This window comes from Parafrankia soli (assembly GCF_001854695.1).
Taxonomy (GTDB): Bacteria; Actinomycetota; Actinomycetes; order Frankiales; family Frankiaceae; genus Parafrankia; species Parafrankia soli.
In genome coordinates this window covers 105,194-121,415 of sequence record NZ_MAXA01000114.1, presented here as the reverse complement: position 1 = coordinate 121,415, position 16,222 = coordinate 105,194, and the positions used below count along the sequence as shown (strand labels likewise).

18 protein-coding genes are annotated in these 16,222 nt (G+C 72.7%); 9 read left to right on the top strand and 9 right to left on the bottom strand.

Features of this window, described 5'->3' with window-relative positions:
- Positions 1-288: 288 nt before the first annotated feature.
- The gene (locus tag BBK14_RS12025) at positions 289-948 is read left to right on the top strand and encodes a TetR/AcrR family transcriptional regulator (protein ID WP_071061970.1); all 660 of its coding nucleotides are present in this window, start codon (positions 289-291) and stop codon (positions 946-948) included.
- Between the two features lie 10 nt (positions 949-958).
- On the opposite strand, the gene BBK14_RS12020 is transcribed toward BBK14_RS12025, so the two are convergent.
- Both BBK14_RS12020 and BBK14_RS38855 read right to left on the bottom strand, forming a co-directional pair.
- On the bottom strand, positions 959-2,374 hold the full coding sequence (locus BBK14_RS12020) for a bifunctional adenosylcobinamide kinase/adenosylcobinamide-phosphate guanylyltransferase (RefSeq protein ID WP_071061967.1): 1,416 nt from the start codon (positions 2,372-2,374) through the stop codon (positions 959-961).
- Between the two features lie 19 nt (positions 2,375-2,393).
- Complete coding sequence (locus BBK14_RS38855) at positions 2,394-2,570, bottom strand: hypothetical protein (RefSeq protein WP_165938622.1); 177 nt, start codon at positions 2,568-2,570, stop codon at positions 2,394-2,396.
- 294 nt (positions 2,571-2,864) lie between these two features.
- Here BBK14_RS38855 and BBK14_RS12015 point away from each other — a divergent pair, with 294 nt between their 5' ends.
- The 3 genes from BBK14_RS12015 to BBK14_RS12005 all read left to right on the top strand — a co-directional run bounded on the left by BBK14_RS12015 (position 2,865) and on the right by BBK14_RS12005 (position 4,400).
- A complete protein-coding gene (locus tag BBK14_RS12015) occupies positions 2,865-3,077 on the top strand; it encodes a hypothetical protein (protein WP_020459398.1) in 213 nt (70 codons plus the stop codon).
- A 178-nt stretch (positions 3,078-3,255) separates the two neighbouring features.
- The gene (locus BBK14_RS12010; RefSeq protein ID WP_071061964.1) at positions 3,256-3,750 is read left to right on the top strand and encodes a nitroreductase/quinone reductase family protein; all 495 of its coding nucleotides are present in this window, start codon (positions 3,256-3,258) and stop codon (positions 3,748-3,750) included.
- The gene (locus BBK14_RS12005) at positions 3,750-4,400 is read left to right on the top strand and encodes a TetR/AcrR family transcriptional regulator (RefSeq protein WP_071061962.1); all 651 of its coding nucleotides are present in this window, start codon (positions 3,750-3,752) and stop codon (positions 4,398-4,400) included. The genes BBK14_RS12010 and BBK14_RS12005 overlap by 1 nt, the downstream gene beginning before the upstream one ends.
- Positions 4,401-4,425: 25 nt before the next feature.
- On the opposite strand, the gene BBK14_RS12000 is transcribed toward BBK14_RS12005, so the two are convergent.
- The 3 genes from BBK14_RS12000 to nadA form a co-directional block, all read right to left on the bottom strand.
- Positions 4,426-5,400: an aldo/keto reductase family protein gene (locus BBK14_RS12000; protein WP_071061959.1), complete on the bottom strand. Its 975-nt coding sequence runs from the start codon at positions 5,398-5,400 to the stop codon at positions 4,426-4,428.
- 113 nt (positions 5,401-5,513) lie between these two features.
- Positions 5,514-6,143, bottom strand: coding sequence for a DUF3043 domain-containing protein (locus BBK14_RS11995; protein ID WP_071061957.1), 630 nt, complete (start codon positions 6,141-6,143; stop codon positions 5,514-5,516).
- Positions 6,143-7,330, bottom strand: a complete 1,188-nt coding sequence (gene nadA / locus BBK14_RS11990) for a quinolinate synthase NadA (protein ID WP_071061954.1) — start codon at positions 7,328-7,330, stop codon at positions 6,143-6,145. Before nadA ends, BBK14_RS11995 begins: the two co-directional genes overlap by 1 nt.
- Positions 7,331-7,714: 384 nt before the next feature.
- On the opposite strand from nadA, the gene erpA reads away from it, so the two are divergent.
- Both erpA and BBK14_RS11980 read left to right on the top strand, forming a co-directional pair.
- The gene (erpA, locus tag BBK14_RS11985) at positions 7,715-8,077 is read left to right on the top strand and encodes an iron-sulfur cluster insertion protein ErpA (protein ID WP_020459404.1); all 363 of its coding nucleotides are present in this window, start codon (positions 7,715-7,717) and stop codon (positions 8,075-8,077) included.
- 242 nt (positions 8,078-8,319) lie between these two features.
- Positions 8,320-9,300 (top strand): carbohydrate kinase family protein, encoded by a 981-nt coding sequence (locus BBK14_RS11980; protein WP_071061952.1) that lies wholly within the window; start codon positions 8,320-8,322, stop codon positions 9,298-9,300.
- A 10-nt stretch (positions 9,301-9,310) separates the two neighbouring features.
- Here BBK14_RS11980 and BBK14_RS11975 read toward each other — a convergent pair whose 3' ends face one another.
- Together BBK14_RS11975 and BBK14_RS11970 are read right to left on the bottom strand one after the other, a co-directional pair.
- Positions 9,311-9,550: a sulfurtransferase TusA family protein gene (locus tag BBK14_RS11975; protein ID WP_020459406.1), complete on the bottom strand. Its 240-nt coding sequence runs from the start codon at positions 9,548-9,550 to the stop codon at positions 9,311-9,313.
- Complete coding sequence (locus tag BBK14_RS11970) at positions 9,547-10,713, bottom strand: cysteine desulfurase family protein (protein WP_071061950.1); 1,167 nt, start codon at positions 10,711-10,713, stop codon at positions 9,547-9,549. The genes BBK14_RS11975 and BBK14_RS11970 overlap by 4 nt, the downstream gene beginning before the upstream one ends.
- A gap of 502 nt (positions 10,714-11,215) precedes the next feature.
- Here BBK14_RS11970 and ctaC point away from each other — a divergent pair.
- Genes ctaC through ctaF form a run of 3 tightly spaced genes read left to right on the top strand, consistent with a single transcriptional unit; the run spans position 11,216 to position 14,177 of the window.
- Positions 11,216-12,076 (top strand): aa3-type cytochrome oxidase subunit II, encoded by an 861-nt coding sequence (gene ctaC / locus BBK14_RS11965; protein WP_071061947.1) that lies wholly within the window; start codon positions 11,216-11,218, stop codon positions 12,074-12,076.
- Entirely contained in the window at positions 12,073-13,779 is a 1,707-nt protein-coding gene (ctaD, locus tag BBK14_RS11960; protein WP_071061944.1) for an aa3-type cytochrome oxidase subunit I, read from the top strand. The genes ctaC and ctaD overlap by 4 nt, the downstream gene beginning before the upstream one ends.
- Positions 13,776-14,177, top strand: a complete 402-nt coding sequence (gene ctaF / locus BBK14_RS11955; RefSeq protein WP_020459410.1) for an aa3-type cytochrome oxidase subunit IV — start codon at positions 13,776-13,778, stop codon at positions 14,175-14,177. Before ctaD ends, ctaF begins: the two co-directional genes overlap by 4 nt.
- A gap of 130 nt (positions 14,178-14,307) precedes the next feature.
- Here the strand turns inward: ctaF and trpD are convergent, their stop codons facing one another.
- Complete coding sequence (gene trpD / locus BBK14_RS11950) at positions 14,308-15,603, bottom strand: anthranilate phosphoribosyltransferase (RefSeq protein ID WP_071061941.1); 1,296 nt, start codon at positions 15,601-15,603, stop codon at positions 14,308-14,310.
- Positions 15,604-15,714: 111 nt separating this feature from the next.
- A complete protein-coding gene (locus tag BBK14_RS11945) occupies positions 15,715-16,140 on the bottom strand; it encodes a response regulator transcription factor (protein ID WP_071061994.1) in 426 nt (141 codons plus the stop codon).
- Positions 16,141-16,222 lie beyond the last annotated feature (82 nt).

Genomic DNA, 16,222 nt, shown 5'->3' with positions numbered 1-16,222 from the left:
TTCGCCGGTCGTGGGGTTGATCGAGTCGACCGTCCGCTCGGTCTCGACAAGCTTTCCGTCGATCAGTAACCGCTTCACAGCCGCTCCTCGTTGATCGCGTGGGCTCCTGGTGGGCCACGGGGGCGCGCCGCTGCCGGTGCGCCGCGGCATGAGCGCCGGGAGCTTTTGTGTCACTACAATAGTGACACTAATTGGACCGTCAACCGGCTTGCGTCGCTCCCGCTGTCCCCGCCACTCCCACCGCCCGGCGTCCGGTCCCGCCCCGGCGCGACAGCCCGAGGAGCCGCCATGAGCCTTCCGGCCGACCAGCACGCGGACGGGAGCGATCCAGCCCGGCAGACGCGCCGCTACGACAGCCCGGTGCGCCGGGCGCAGACCGCGCAGACGCGGGAGCGCATAGTCGCCGCCGGGACGGCGCTGGTCCACTCGTTCCCGACCTGGGACTGGCGAGGCCTGACGTTCCGCGCGGTCGCCGAGCGCGCCGGCGTGAGCAAGCGGACCGTGCACCGCTACTTCGCCACCGAGGGCGAGCTGCACGACGCCATCCTTCGCAACCTCGAGAAGGAGGCCGGGGTCGTCTACGAAGGCCTCGACCTGGACAACCTCGCCGACACCGCGGCCGGTGGGCTGGCGACCCTGGACCGCTTCGCCGCCTCGCCGGGCCTGAGCGGGGAAGCCGTCGAGCCCACCCGCGCCGCCGACCGCCGCCGGCGCGAGGCGCTCGCCCGCGCGATCGCCCCGCCGACGGCGGAATGGACCGACACCCAGCGGCGGATGGCGGCCGCGATCCTGGACATCCTCTGGACCGGGCACGTCTACGAACGGCTGGTCACCGCCTGGAAGCTCGACCTGGACGCGGCGACGGGCGCGGTCACCTGGGCACTGGACCTGCTGGCGGACGGCATCCGCGAGGACCACCGGCCGCAGCCGCGACCGCCCGCGCGGTAACCCGGCTGGGTCAGGCGGGCCGCAGCCGGGTGGCCAGGCCGGCGACGGCCAGCCACACCTCGTCGGACTCGGCGGCGAGCCGTGCGTTGACCTGACCGAGGCGGTCGGCGAACAGCCGCCCGGCGGCGGTCGGCGCCACCGCCCCCGACCCGACCTCGTCCGTCACCGCCACCACCCGCCGGCGCGTGGCGCGCCAGGCCTCGACGAGCCGGTCGACCGCCGCGCCGAAGTCCGGATCGTCCAGCCGGGCCGCCACCCACAGCGAGACGCTGTCGACGAGCAGCGCCGGCCCGGGGGAGCGCAGCAGCGGCTCCAGCTCCTGGGTCTCCACGGTGTGCCACCGGGCCGGCCGGCGTTCCCGGTGGACGGCGACCCGCGCGGCCCACTCGGGATCGGACCCGTCCGGCGCCCACCCGGTGGCGACGTAGACGACCTCGGGCTCTGCCCGCAGCCAGTCCTCGGCCTGGGCGGACTTTCCCGACCGGGTGCCACCGGTGATCAGTACCCGGCGTGGCGCCGCCGTGCCGCCGTCCGGGAGGGCCCCGCCGGGTGGGATCTCCAGGACGCTGCCGTCCGGCGGGGCCTCGGCTCCGATGCGGGCGAGCCGTGCCGTCAGCTCGTCACCGGGCGGGTTGCGGTGGCTGAGGTGGACGGCGAGCACCCGGGTCGAGGGCACGACCGCGCCCAGGCCGCGCAGCTCGGCGACCAGCTCGGCGAAGTCCGGGAGGTCGAGATGCTCCCCGAACCCGGGCCGGTCGCCGTTGTTCTCCTCCAGCAGCACGACGTCGAACGCGCGGCCGGCCAGCGCGGCGAGCGTCGCGGGCGGCAGCGGGACGGCGGTGTCGCACCCGTACAGCAGGCGCGCCCCGTCCGGCGCGGTGACGTCGTAGAGCACCGCCGGCCCGATGCTGTCGTCACCGTGCCGGGCCGCCACCGGGCGGACCAGGTAACCCGGCCCGCCGGGCCTGTGGGGCTCGCCCGGCTCGGTGGGTTCGCCCGGCCCGCCGAGCTCGAGGTGATCGCCGGCGACGGCCGGGAGCAGGCGCAGCGGGGAGCCCTCGCCCGGCTCGGTGCCCTCCCAGCGACGCAGGAAGGCCCGGCACACCTCCAGCGCGGCCGGCGGCGCGACGACGTCCAGCGGCTGGTCGGCGACGGTCGACCAGGACCGCCACATCAGCGCCTCCGGGCCGAGGTGGTCGGGATGGGCGTGCCCGACGAGGACGTGGCGCAGCCCCGCCAGGCTCACCCCGAACCGGGACGCCGCCCGCGGCACGTCCGGACCGAAGTCGATGAGCAGCCGGTCGTCGACGAGCACGGCCGTCTGGCCGCGGGGCTCGTGCGCCCGGGCCCATGCGCAGGAGGCGCACTCGCACCACGGGTTCGGCCATCCGTCGGCCGAGCCCGTACCCAGCAGTGTGAGCCGCACCGCGCCGGACCCCGGGCGATCAGGAGTGCGAGTGCGGGTGGCGCTTGCGCTCCCACAGCGTCATCAGCGTCAGGACCACGGCGAGCGCCGCGATCGCGCCGAAGGTGAGCAGGCAGGCGGCCCACCAGACCATTCCCCCGTCGTGGTGCTCGGTTGTCTCGGCGAGTACCGCCGCGGCGGTGTAGGCGGGTGTCACTGGTGCCTTCCTTTCTCCGGGCTGAACCGTGCTGCTCGTGTGTCACTCGCGGGTCTCGACGTTACCGACCTTCGGGTCGCCGGTGCCTTGCTCGTGGGCCGATCCACGGGCTGGCGCGGATCCGTCCCGTCCCGCGGTGGGTCGCGCCGCGGATGAGTTGCTCATCGCCAGCGGCGCGGGACGGCCTCGCGTCCGGTCCGGACGCGCTTTGATGGTGTGGTGGGCATTTCCCGGGGTCGGTGGTGGCCCCGGCTCGGTGGCCGAGGCCGCCGGACGTCGGGAAGGACGTGGACCGTGAGCTGGACCTGGCGGTATGAGGGAGAGGACGGCTCGGTCGTGGCGGTCGGCGGCGCGGACGGGTCGGAGTCGTTCACCAGCCAGGGGGACGCCGAGACGTGGATCGGCGAGACCTGGCGAGAGTTGCTGGATCTGGGCGTGACGCAGGTGAGTCTGCTGGAGGCGGGCCGGCGCGTCTACGGGCCGATGAGCCTGCGCCCGGTGACCTGAGGGCCGCCTCCCCGGCTGCCAGGCCGGCCCCTGCCCGCGGGTAGCAGAGCCCGCGGACCAAGTCCCACCGAACGGGCCCGAACGGGTTGACACCCCCTCGGCTAACAGTGTTAGCCTTACCTCGTTGGCTAACGTTGTTAGCCAACAACCGGAGCCCGGGAAGACAGGGGAGATCACAATGGCGAGCAGCGGCGCGAACCCGATCGGCGACACCCGGGACGACGACGCCCGGCACTACCGGCGGCCCAACTGGTTCACGAACACGTTCCTCAACCGCCCGGTCGCGCTGGTCACCCGGGCCGGGCTGAGCCTGTGGGGGAGCCGGGTGCTCGAGGTCCGCGGCCGCACGTCCGGCGAGACCCGGCGGTTGCCGGTGAACCTGCTCACGCTGGAGGGACGGCAGTACCTGGTCTCCGCGCGCGGGCACAGCCAGTGGGTCCGCAACGTGCGGGCCGCCGACGGCGAGCTGGCGCTCGTCGTGGGGCGCCGGCGGGTCCGCTACCGTGCGGCTGAGCTCGCCGGCGATGAGAAGATCCCGGTGCTGCGGGCGTACCTGAAGAAGTGGAAGGCGGAGGTCGGCGTGTTCTTCGACGGCGTGGGCCCGGAGTCGGCCGACGAGGAGCTGGGCCGGATCGCGCCGCGGCACCCGGTCTTCATCCTCGCCGCCGCCTGATGACGGACCTGCGGCTGCCGGCGGCGCCGCGGCCGGCGGACACGGGGCCACCTGCGGACACAGGACTGCCGGCGGACCCGCCGCGGCCGGCCGTGCCGGTTGAGCGGGTCGCGCTGCGCCCGACGCCGCCCACACGGTCGCCGCGGGTGACGGAGATCATCGGCGCGGCCCGGCGCCTGCTGGAGGACGAGGGCGTGGGGTCGCTCACAATGCGCCGGCTCGGCGAGGTGCTCGGCATCCGCGCGCCGTCGCTGTACAAGCATCTGCCGGGCAAGCACGCGGTCGAGGCGGCCCTGGTCGAGACCGCGCTGTGGGAGGCGGGGGACGCCCTGCACCGCGTGGTCGACGGGGCCGGCCCGGGCGACGTCGTCGGCCGGCTGCTGGCCGAGTACCGGCGGTACGCCCTGGCCCACCCCAACCTGTACCGGCTTACCGCGGTCGACCCGCTCGGGCGCGAGGGCCTGACGGCCGGCCTGGAGGACTGGTCGGGTGAGCCGTTCTACCGGGCCACCGGTGAGCCGTACGCGGCGCAGGCCCTGTGGGCCGCGGCGCACGGCGCGGTCGTGCTGGAGCTGGCGAACCGGTTCCTGCCCGGCTCGGACCTCGACCGGACGTGGGCGGCGCTGGCCGCGGCCTTCACCGCCCACTGAACCCCCGGGCGCCGCGCGGTGGCGGTCAGGCCTCCGGCTCGGTGGTCGCCACGCCAGCGAGCACCTTGTCGATGCGGGCGAGCAGCTCCGGCTCCAGGACGACGCCGGCCGCCCCGACGTTGTCCTTGACCTGCTCGGGCCGGGAGGCGCCGACGATCGCGGACGCCACGTTCTCGTTCTGCAGGACCCAGGCGATGGCGAGCTGCGCCATCGTCAGGCCGGCCTCCGTGGCGATCGGGCGCAGGTGCTGCACGGCCGTCAGGACCTCGTCGGACATGAAACGGGCGATGAAGCCCGAGCCGGTCGCGCCGGTCGCCCGGCTGCCGGTGGGCGGCGGCTGCCCGGGCAGGTACTTGCCGGTCAGCACGCCCTGGGCGATCGGCGACCAGACGATCTGGGAGATGCCCAGCGTGCGGGAGGTCGGCACCACCTCGGCCTCGATGGTGCGCCACAGCATCGAGTACTGCGGCTGGTTGGAGATGATCCTGTCCAGGCCGAGCTCGGCGGCGATCCGCGCGGCGTCGGCGAGCTGCGCCGCCGTCCACTCCGAGACGCCGACGTAGAGGACCTTGCCGGCGCGCACCAGGTCGTCGAAGGCGCGCAGCGTCTCCTCTAGCGGGACCGTCGGGTCGTAGCGGTGGGCCTGGTAGAGGTCGATGTGGTCGGTGCCGAGCCGGCGCAGCGAGTTGTGCGCGGACTCGATGATGTGCTTGCGCCCCAGGCCCTTGTCGTTCTCGCCGGGACCGGTCGGCCAGAAGACCTTGGTGAACAGCTCGTAGGACTCCCGGCGGACCCCGGCCAGGGCCTCGCCGAGAACCGACTCGGCGCGGGTCTGGGCGTACACGTCGGCCGTGTCGAACGTGGTGATTCCCTCGTCGAGCGCAGCGTRCACGCAGGCCTTCGCCGTGTCGGCCTCGATCTGGTCACCGTGGGTGATCCAGTTGCCGTAGGAGATCTCGCTGACGGACAGTCCACTCCGCCCGAGGCGTCGATGCTTCACACCGGAACACTACGCACCAGCTCCCGGGCCCGGCCAACGTCCGGCCGTGCCTCGTAGTGCCCACCGCCGAGCCGCGAGCCGCCGGTCGCGAGCGACAGCTGTCGTGTCGGCCGTCAGCTGTCGCCGCGGGACACCCGGGGGCGGGGCATCCGCCAGCGGCGCGGCAGCAGGGCCCGCTGCGCGGCGTAGGCACGCACGCGGACGCTGGAGTCCGGGTACTTCTCGGCCACCCGCCGGCTCACCTGCCGCGACAGCACGATCGAGTCGGCGACCACGGCAACGATCCCGAGCAGCATGACGTAGGTGGCGACGAGCCGGACGTAGGAGTTCGGCACCAGCCCGCCGACGAAGTACACCACCGCCGCGGCCAGGAAGAACGGGCCGATGTTGATCCGGGTGTCGACGAAGTCCCGGGCCAGGACGCGTTCCGGCGCCCGCTCGCGGGGCGGCAGGCGGCTGACGTCGCCGGCCATCATCGCGGCGCGGTACTGCTGGCTCTGCGCCCGCCGGTCCTCCCGCTCGATCTTGCGGGCGTCCTTGCGGTTCGCCGGGGTGCGCACCGCGCCGCCGCGGGTCCGCGCGGCGCGTGCCTCGGACCGCTTCGGGGTCGGCCGGCCCTTGCCGGCGGTGACCCGGGCGCTCGCGCCGGCGTCACCGTCGGCCTGGTCGACCGCGCCGGCGGACGGCTCCTCGTTCTCCGGGCCGGGCGCGGGCTCGGGGCTCCGCTTCTTCAGCAGCGCCATCAGGGCAGGGTCAACATCTGGTCTAGGGCCTTCCGGGAATAGGTCGCGACCTCGGGGTCGACGGTGATGCGGTTGACGGTCTCACCGCGCGCGAGCGCCTCGAGCGCCCACACCAGGTGCGGCATGTCGATGCGGTTCATCGTGGAGCAGAAGCACACCGTACGGTCGAGAAAGACGATCGTCTTGTCAGGATGGCGGTTCGCCAGCCGTTGTACCAGGTTCAGCTCGGTTCCCACGGCGAATGACGACCCGGGCGGAGCCTCGTCCACGACCTTGATGATGTACTCGGTGGAACCGACCAGGTCAGCGGCGCTCACGACCTCGCGCCGGCATTCCGGGTGCACCAGGACCTGTACCCCCGGCACCCGCTCGCGCACCTCGTCCACGCATTCCCGGGTGAACCGCCCGTGCACCGAGCAGTGCCCGCGCCACAGGATCATGCGTGCGTCGCGCAGCTGCGCGCGGCTCAGACCGCCGCCGGGCCGCCGCGGGTCGTAGACCACGCAGTCGGCCTCGGACATGCCCAGCTTGTCGATCGCGGTGTTGCGGCCCAGGTGCTGGTCCGGCAGGAAGATCACCCGCTGGCCGCCCCGCTCGCCGAAGGCCCAGTCCAGCGCCCGCTCGGCGTTCGACGAGGTGCAGATCGTGCCGCCGTGGCGGCCGGTGAACGCCTTGATCGCCGCCGAGGAGTTCATGTAGCTGACCGGCACCGTGCCGGTGGCGACGCCGGCGTCGAGGATGTCGTCCCAGGCCTGCTCGACCTGCTCGGCGGTGGCCATGTCGGCCATCGAGCAGCCGGCGGCCAGGTCGGGGAGGATCACCCGCTGGTGGTCGGCGGTGAGGATGTCGGCGCTCTCGGCCATGAAGTGCACGCCGCAGAACACGATCGCGCTCGCCGCCGGCCGGGCGGCGGCCTGCTGGGCGAGCTTGAAGGAGTCCCCGGTCACATCCGCGAAGGCGATGACGTCGTCACGCTGGTAGTGGTGGCCCAGGATGAAGACGTCGTCGCCGAGCGCGGCCTTGGCGGCGGCGGCCCGCCTGGCGAGGTCGGGATCAGCGGCCGGGGGGAGATCGCCGGGGCACTCCACGCCCCGTTCGCTCCCCGGGTCGGCGTCGCGCCCGAGCAGGAGCATGGCGAGCGGTGAGGCGGTGACGCCCAGGCGTTCCAGGGCCGGGTTGGTGGTCATGTCCGCTCCTTCGGGCGACCGACCGGGGGCCCGGTCGCCTCGCTCGCTGCTCGTGGCCTCGCTGTGGGCCGCCTGCTAATGGTCGTTCAGACTCTAACTCCGGAACGCCTGGTCTGCGCGAACTTGGTCCGGTCGGGCCCCGGGGACCTGGTCCGGTCGGGCCCCGGATGGCGGACGGATGTCACTTGCGCGTCGTGGCCGACCCGCGAGTCGCTGGCTACGATGGGAAGCGGATCCTGCCTCGCGGTGTTGAGCAGGAACGGCGGCACAGCAGGTGCCGCCCGTGGGGAGCCGTCGCCCGTTGGCGTCTCCTCGCGTAAGCCGCCTTGGGTACCAGCAAGCCTGGTGAACCAGGCACGTCCACAAGGGCAGGGAGCAGCCCCTATGACCGTGCAGGACACAACCGAGACCGAGACCAGGCCGAGCAGCGTCGTTCTCACCGACACGGCCGCCGGCAAGGTGAAGACCCTGCTCGAGCAGGAGGGGAGGGATGACCTCCAGCTCCGGATCGCCGTGCAGCCCGGCGGCTGCTCTGGCATGCGCTACCAGCTCTTCTTCGACGAGCGCCAGCTCGACGGCGACACGGTGCTCGACTTCTCGGGGGTCAAGGTGGCCGTCGACAGGATGAGCTACCCCTACCTCGGCGGCGCGACGATCGACTTCGTCGACACGATCGAGAAGCAGGGCTTCACGATCGACAACCCGAACGCGCAGGGCTCCTGCGCGTGTGGCGACTCCTTCCACTGATCGGGCGCGGGCGGGCGCGGGCCGTCCCGGTGGGCCGCGTCTCGTCTCCGGTCGGCGGGGGAGGTAGCTGATCCCTCGATACGGAACCCGGTGTGGTGCTTCTTGCCACACCGGGTTCCGCCATTTCCGCCCCTGTTCCGAACGCCCGCCCCTGTTCCGAAACGGTCGAAGGTCGGACGCAGGGTCACTGTGGGGCGACGTCCCTCCGGGGTGCGCGGGGGCTGCCGGTAGGCTGCTCCATCGTGCGTATTGCCGTGACTGGTTCCATCGCCACCGACCACCTCATGCGCTTTCCCGGGCGGTTCGCCGAGCAGCTGCTCGCCGACCAGCTCGAGCGGGTCTCGCTGTCGTTCCTCGTGGACGAGCTCATGATCCGCCGCGGTGGGGTCGCCGCGAACATCTCCTTCGGCCTGGGGCGCCTCGGCCTGCACCCGATCCTGGTGGGAGCGGTCGGGGAGGACTTCGCCGACTACCGCTCCTGGCTCGACCGGCATGGTGTCGACACCGCGTCGGTCTGGGTGAGTGAGATCGCGCACACCGCCCGCTTCGTGTGCACCACGGACAACGACCTCTGCCAGATCGCGTCCTTCTACCCGGGCGCGATGAGCGAGGCGGCCAGCATCGAGCTGCGCCCGGTCGCGGAGCGCCTGGGCGGGCTCGACCTGGTGGTGATCAGCCCCAACGACCCGCAGGCGATGGTCCGGCACACCGAGGAGTGCCGCGAGCGCGGATACTCCTTCGCGGCCGACCCGTCCCAGCAGCTCGCCCGGATGGAGGGCGACGACATCCGTTCGCTGATCGACGGCGCGGCCTACCTGTTCTGCAACGAGTACGAGAAGGCGCTGCTCGCGTCGAAGACCGGGTGGAACGACGAGGAGATCCTCGGCCGGGTCGGCGTGCGCGTCACCACCCTGGGCAAGGACGGCGTCGTCATCGAGGCGCCCGGCGCCGCGGCGGTCAAGGTGCCGGTGGTCCCGGCGCGCTGCACCCCCGACCCCACCGGGGTGGGGGACGCCTTCCGGGCCGGGTTCCTCGCCGGGCTGTCCTGGGAGCTGTCGCACGAGCGGTCCGCGCAGGTGGGATGCCTGCTGGCGACCCTGGTGCTCGAGACGGTCGGCACCCAGGAGTACAGCGCCGATCAGGACGACATCGTGAAGCGCCTCACCGAGGCCTACGGCCCGGAGGCGGCCGCGGAGGTCGCCGCGCGCCTGCAGGCGTTCTGACCCAGGTGTCTCAACCCAGGCGGCGGACGAGGTAGGAGCCCGGCCCAGCGCCGGGTGCGGCGGTGAGCAGGTCGTGGCCCCGCATCCGGCACCAGGCGGCCACGTCGGCCGCGGCGGCCGGGTCGTCGGCGAGCAGCTCGATGATCTCGCCCACATCGACGTCGCCGATCCGCCGCGCGAGCTCGATGATCGGGATGGGGCAGCGCCGTCCGCGCGCGTCCACGACCGCCGCCGGCGAGCCGTCGTTCACAGGCCTGCCGCCCCGGCGCGCTCGCGGACGGCGCGCACGGCGGGCGGCAGCGCGTCGAGCAGCGCCTCCAGGTCGGCGTCGGTGGAGTCCCGCCCGAACGACACGCGGAGGTTGCCGTGGGTCAGCGCGCCCATCGCCACCAGGACGTGGCTGGGCGTCAGGGTGTCCGAGGTGCAGCTCGACCCGGAGCTGACGGCGATGCCGGCACGGTCGAGCTCGTCCAGGAGTGCCTCGCCCGCGACGTAAAGGCATGAGAAGGCCACGATGTGCGGCAGTCCCACCGCCGGGTCGGCGCCGCCGGGGCCGAGCAGCTCGACGTCCTCGACGAGCTCCGGCAGGCGCCGGCGGAGGCGCTCGGTGTAGCCGGCGAGCCGGGGCGCCTCCGCGTCGATCTCGGTGGCGCGCACGGCGAGCGCGGCAGCCGTGGCGACGACGGCGGGAACGTTCGGGAAGCCGGGAACCCGCCCGTGCTCCCGCTCGTCCGCCGGCAGCGGGTTGGCCCACCTGGTGCCCGTGCGGACGGCGAGGATGCCCACCCCGGGCGGCCCGCCGAACTTGTGCGCGCTCGCGGTGAGCAGGTCCGCGCCCAGCGCGGCGAGGTCGACGGGAACCCGCCCGACCGTCGTCGCCGCGTCGGTGAGCAGCGGCACCCCGCGCCGGCGCAGCGCCCGCGCGACCGCCGCGACCGGCTGGACGGTGCCCACCTCGTGGTTGGCGTGCTGCAGGGCGGCCACGGCCGTTCCCGGGTGGGCGTCGAGCGCGGCCTCGAACGCGGCCGGGTCGGCGCGGCCGAGGCCGTCCACACCGATCGTGACGACCTCGCCGCCGGCACGTTCGTGGCGCTGCGCGGCGTGCAGGACGCTGGAGTGTTCCACGGCACTGACCACAACCACCCGCCCGGCGCGGCGGCGGGCGGCGGCGGTGCCGAGCAGCGCCTGGTGCGCCGCGGCCGTCCCGCTCGCGGTGAAGCTGATCTCGCTGGTCCGGGCGCCGAGGACGCCGGCGACGGTCTCCCGGGCGGCGTCGAGGAGCATCCGCGCGCGGCGGCCCTCGCGGTAGAGCCGTGCGGGGTCGGCCCAGCCGTCGTCGAGCGCGGCGAGCAGGGCCTCCCGGGCGACCGGATGCAGCGGCGTGGTCGACGCGTGGTCGAGATAGGCCGGCACGAGAGTGACGCTACGCCCGTCCCGGAGCAGATGGCCGGACGTTGCGGGGCCGCGTGGGGGCATTCGCGCAGCCAGGCGGGGCGGCGGGGAAAGGGCTTGCGGGGTGCCGCGAACAATGCGGGTGGCGGATACGCCCGCCGGGAGCTGGAACGCGCCCACGGCGCGCCCGCCGATCTGCCCGGATCAAGGGCTCTCCGGCCCGTCCAGGATGCCCCGCGGGTCGTGTCTCACAGCTCCGGACGGGGCCTGCGGCGAGAAGCTCGTCCGCTGCTGGGATACGCTGCTGCCGCACCATCTACAGCGTGTCGAAGACAGTCGGAAGACGAAGCAGCGAGGCCGGTTGGACCGGCCGGCCCGCGAAGCGTTTACGCGGTCACGAGGCGGTGGCGGGGCTCAGATCTCCTCCGCCGGCCGCGCGGCCGCTAGTCGTGGGAGGCAGGACCTGGTGAGGAGATCCTTCGGTCGGACCCGGCCGTCGCTCGCGGATGTCGAGGACACGCCGATGGCCCCGGCTGACACCGCGGACGCGGACGCGTCGCCGAGCCGTCGGGTTGGGCACCGACGGCCGCGCCGGCGCCGCGTCAATGCGCGCCTGGGCGCCACGCTGGTGGCCGTCGGCCTGCTGGCGACCGCCTGCGACGTCCCCAATTTCGGATTCCCGGACGGTGTGACCAACCACACCCCGCGGATCCTGAACATGTGGCAGGGCTCGGTGATCGCCGCCCTGGCCGTCGGTGTGTTCGTGTGGGCCCTGATCTTCTACGCGGTCGTCGTGTTCCGGAAGCGCAGTGACGTTCTGCCGCGCCAGGTCCGGTACAACCTTCCCGTCGAGATCCTTTACACCGTCGTGCCAGTCGTGATCGTGGCGGGCCTGTTCTACTACACCGCTCGCGACGAGTCCGAGATCACCAAGCTCTCGGACAAGCCCGACGTGACGGTGAACGTCATCGGTTTCCGGTGGAACTGGCAGTTCCAGTACCTGGACACCGGCAAGACCCCCGGCAGCAACCAGGTCGAGGTCACCGGTCGTCCCGGCGAGGCGCCGGTGCTCGTCCTGCCCGAGGGCCGGTCCGTCCGGTTCGTGCTGACGTCACCGGACGTGATCCACTCGTTCTGGGTGCCCGAGTTCCTGTTCAAGCGGGACGTCGTCCCCGGGCGGGTCAACCAGTTCGAGCTCACCGCCACGAAGACCGGGACGTTCGTCGGGCGATGCGCCGAGCTGTGCGGCACCGACCACGACCGGATGACGTTCTACGTCAAGGTCGTGCCGGGTGCCGAGTACGACCGCTTCATCGAGGAACGGGAGAGCGCCGCGATCAGCGCGTCGCCGTCCTCCGGCGTCACCACCGGGAGTGTCCAGTGACCCTTCTGCACGAGTCGCCCGCCGGGCCGGCCGGGCACGCCCATGAGCCGGTGAACCACGAGAAGCCGGCGATCGCGAACCTGCTCGGGTACCTGAGGACGACGTCCCACAAGGACATCGCGATCATGTACTTCCTGACGTCGTTCGCGTTCTTCGTCATCGCCGGCATCCTCGCGGTCTTCATCCGTGGCGAGCTGGCCCGCCCGGGGCTGCAGTACTTCTCCAACGACCAGTACAACCAGTTCTTCACCATGCACGGCACGCTGATGCTGCTGATGTTCGCGACGCCGCTGGCGTTCGCGTTCGCCAACTACCTCGTGCCGCTGCAGATCGGCTCGCCGGACGTCGCGTTCCCGCGGCTGAACGCGCTGTCGTACTGGCTGTTCCTGTTCGGCAGCCTCACCGTGTTCGCCGGGTTCCTGAGCCCGGGCGGTGCGGCCTCGTTCGGCTGGTTCGCCTACGCGCCGCTGAGTAACCAGCTGTACTCGCCCGGGGTCGGCTCGGACCTGTGGGTGCTCGGCCTGACGGTGCAGGGGCTCGGCACGATCCTCGGTGCCGTCAACTTCATCACCACGATCCTGTGCCTGCGCGCCCCCGGCATGACGATGTTCCGGATGCCGATCTTCTGCTGGAACCTGCTGGTCACCTCGATCCTGGTGCTGGTGGCGTTCCCGGTGCTGGCGGCCGCGCTGCTGGCGCTCGCGGCGGACCGAAGGTTCGGGGCCCACATCTTCGACGCCGAGAACGGCGGCGCGATGCTGTGGCAGCACCTGTTCTGGTTCTTCGGGCATCCCGAGGTCTACATCATCGCCCTGCCGTTCTTCGGGATCGTCACCGAGATCATCCCGGTGTTCTCCCGCAAGCCGCTGTTCGGCTACAAGGGCCTGGTGTTCGCCACCATCAGCATCGGTGCCCTCTCCGTCGCGGTGTGGGCGCACCACATGTTCGTCACCGGCGCGGTGCTGCTGCCCTTCTTCGCCTTCCTGTCGTTCCTGATCGCGGTGCCCACCGGGATCAAGTTCTTCAACTGGATCGGCACGATGTGGCGCGGGCAGATCAGCTTCGAGGCGCCGATGCTGTTCGCGGTCGGCTTCCTGGTGACGTTCCTGTTCGGTGGTCTCACCGGCGTGCTGCTGGCCAGCCCGCCGATCGACTTCCACGTCAGTGACAGCTACTTCGTGGTCGGACACTTCCACTACGTCGTCGCCGGCCTGATGTTCGCGGCCTTCGCGGGTGTCTACTTCTGGTTCCCGAAGGTCACCGGCCGGATGCTGAACGAGAAGCTGGCCAAGCTGCACTTCTGGACGCTGTTCCTGGGTTTCAACGCCACCTTCCTGGTGTTCCACTGGCTGGGCACCCAGGGCATGCCCCGGCGGTTCGCCGACTACGGCCCGAACGACGGCTTCACCAACCTGAACACCCTCGCGACGGCGGGCTCGTTCCTGATGGGCCTGTCCACGCTGCCGCTGCTGTACAACCTGTGGTACTCGTACCGCAAGGGCCCGATCGCCGCGGTCGACGACCCGTGGGGCTACTCCAACTCGCTGGAGTGGGCGACGTCCTGCCCGCCGCCCCGGCACAACTTCCGGTCGCTGCCGCGCATCCGCTCCGAGCGACCCGCGTTCGACCTGCACTACCCGGCGGTCGTCGGTAGGGCGGATTACCACGCCACACCGGAACTCGGTCAGGGAGCCGCGCGATGAAGGTAGAAGGCTTCATCTTCAACTTCTTCGGCTTCTTCGCCGGAGCGATGGCCCTGGTCTACTGGTTCTGGGCGAAGGACCCGACCGGGACGGCGGCGCTCACCCTGTGCGCGGGCATGGGCTTCCTCGTCGGCGGCTACCTGGTCTTCACCGGCCGGCGGATCGGCATGCGCCCGCAGGACCTGCCGGACGCGGAGGTCGCCGACGGTGTCGGGGAGCTCGGGCACTTCACCCCGGGCAGCTACTACCCGTTCTTTCTCGCGGCGAGTGCCGCGGTGGCCGCGATGGGGCTGGCCTTCGGTATCTGGATGACCATCCTCGGCGCGGTCCTGACGTTCACCTTCGCCGTGTGCCTGGTGATGGAGAACTTCTGGAACCCGCCGATTCCCGAGGACTGATCGGTACCACCGGTCCGCGCCGCCAACCGGCGGCGCGGACGCGTCAGGGGCCGCGGTTCCAGGTCATCACCTGGAACCGCGGCCCCTGAGTCGTTTTCGGGCGGGTGGGGACGGCCCTGACGGGGCCCTGCTAGACGGAGCCGCTCAAGCCCCGGGCCGTCGCCGCGAGCTGGCTGGCCTCGGCCCAGCGGCTCAGCGCAGCCGCGGCGGCACCGGAGTCGACGGCCTCGGTGGCGCGCCCGAGCTGGGCCGCGATCTGCTCGGCCACCGGGGCGTCGGTGGGGCCGTCCACCGCGACCAGGGTCGCGGCCGCGGCGAGCAGCACCGCGTCGCGGACCGGCCCGGTCTCCCCGCGCAGCACGGCCCGGGCCACGGAAGCGTTGTAGGCGGCGTCCGCGCCCCGCAGCGCGGTCGTGTCCGGCGGGGCGAGGCCGAGGTCGCGAGGGTCGAAGTGCTCCGAACGAACCCGGGAGCGGCGCACCGCCGCGGCCTCCGACGCGCTCCCGGCCACGGAGCCGGCCGTGGAACCCGGCGTGCGGCCGGACGTAGGGCCGGGGGCCTGGTCGGGCGCCTGGACGACCCACACGGTCGACGTGGTGGCCGTGGTGAGTTCGTCCAGTCCGTCGTCGCCGCGGAAGACGAGGCCCCGGGTTCCCCGCTCGGCGAGCACGTCGGCGACGACCGGGGCCAGCCGCGCGTCGGCCACGCCGATCGTCTGGGCGCCCGGCCGCGCCGGGTTCGCCAGCGGGCCGAGGATGTTGAACGCGGTCTGCACCCCCAGCTCCTTGCGGGTGGCGCCGACGTGCCGCATCGCCGGGTGGAAGACCGGGGCGAAGCAGAAGGCGATCCCCGCGGCGGCCAGGCACGCCTCCACCCCGGCCGGCGGCAGGTCGATGACAATGCCGAGCTCGGCCAGCACGTCGGCCGACCCGCTCGCCGACGACGCCGCGCGGTTGCCGTGCTTGACCACGGTGACCCCGGCGCCGGCCGCCACGATCGCGGCCATGGTCGACAGGTTCACGGTGTTCGAGCGGTCGCCGCCGGTTCCGCAGGTGTCGACCGCGGCGGCGCGCAGCTCCTCGCTGAGGGTGAGCGGCTCGGCGAAGCCGAGCATCGTGCGGACCAGCCCGCCGATCTCCTGGGCGGTCTCACCCTTGGCCCGCAGCGCCACCACGAAGCCGGCGATCTGGGACGGCGTCGCCAGCCCGCCCATGATCTGCTCCATGGCCCACGCCGTCCGGCCGGCGGTCAGCGCCTGCCCGGCGATCAGGTCGGTGATCAGATCCGGCCAGCTCTCGGCGGTGGCCCGGGCCCCCCCGGCAGCGGTGACGCCCGGGGAGGGGGACTCGGCCGGGGAAGAGGCGGCCGTCGGGAGGGGGGAGGCCGCGGCCGTCGTCGCCCGCGGCTCCGAGGCGGTGCTCGTCATGTCGTGTCCGTCTGCAGTCGTTGTTCGCGTGGGTCCGGTGGCCGGGCACGACCGCGTCGTCGCGCCGGCCGGGTGGTTCGGTGCGGCCTGGTGGATCGGTGCTGCCGGGCGTCAGTGGTGCCGGACGTTGACCACCGGGCGCCGGACGGCGACTCCGCCGGCCCGTGCGCGCAGCAGCCCGACGACCGCGTCGGTGAGCTCGCCCGGGTCGATCGGGTGGCCGACCACCGCGTCCGCCTGCGACCAGGTGGCCAGCCAGCGGTCGTCGCGCCGGGCGACGAGCAGCAGCATGGGCGGGCAGTCGGCGACCTCGTTCTTGAGCTGCCGGGCCAGCCCCATCCCGCCGGAGGGGGTGGCCTCTGCGTCGAGGATGCAGAGGTCCGCCTCGCTGTGGTCGATGGCGTCGATCAGCGTCTCCGCGTCGGAGACCTCGACAAGCTCGAGCTCGTCGAGGTCGGGTGCGGGACGGCGCCCGAGCGCGGCCAGGACGCGCTCTCGGACGTCGGCCTTGCTCGCGTACACGAGGACGGTGCTCATGGCGTCCACGGGCCTCTCGATGGGCGACCGCCGTGGTCGGCGATCGGGAACGACTGCCGGTACCGGCACTGCGCGGGCACCG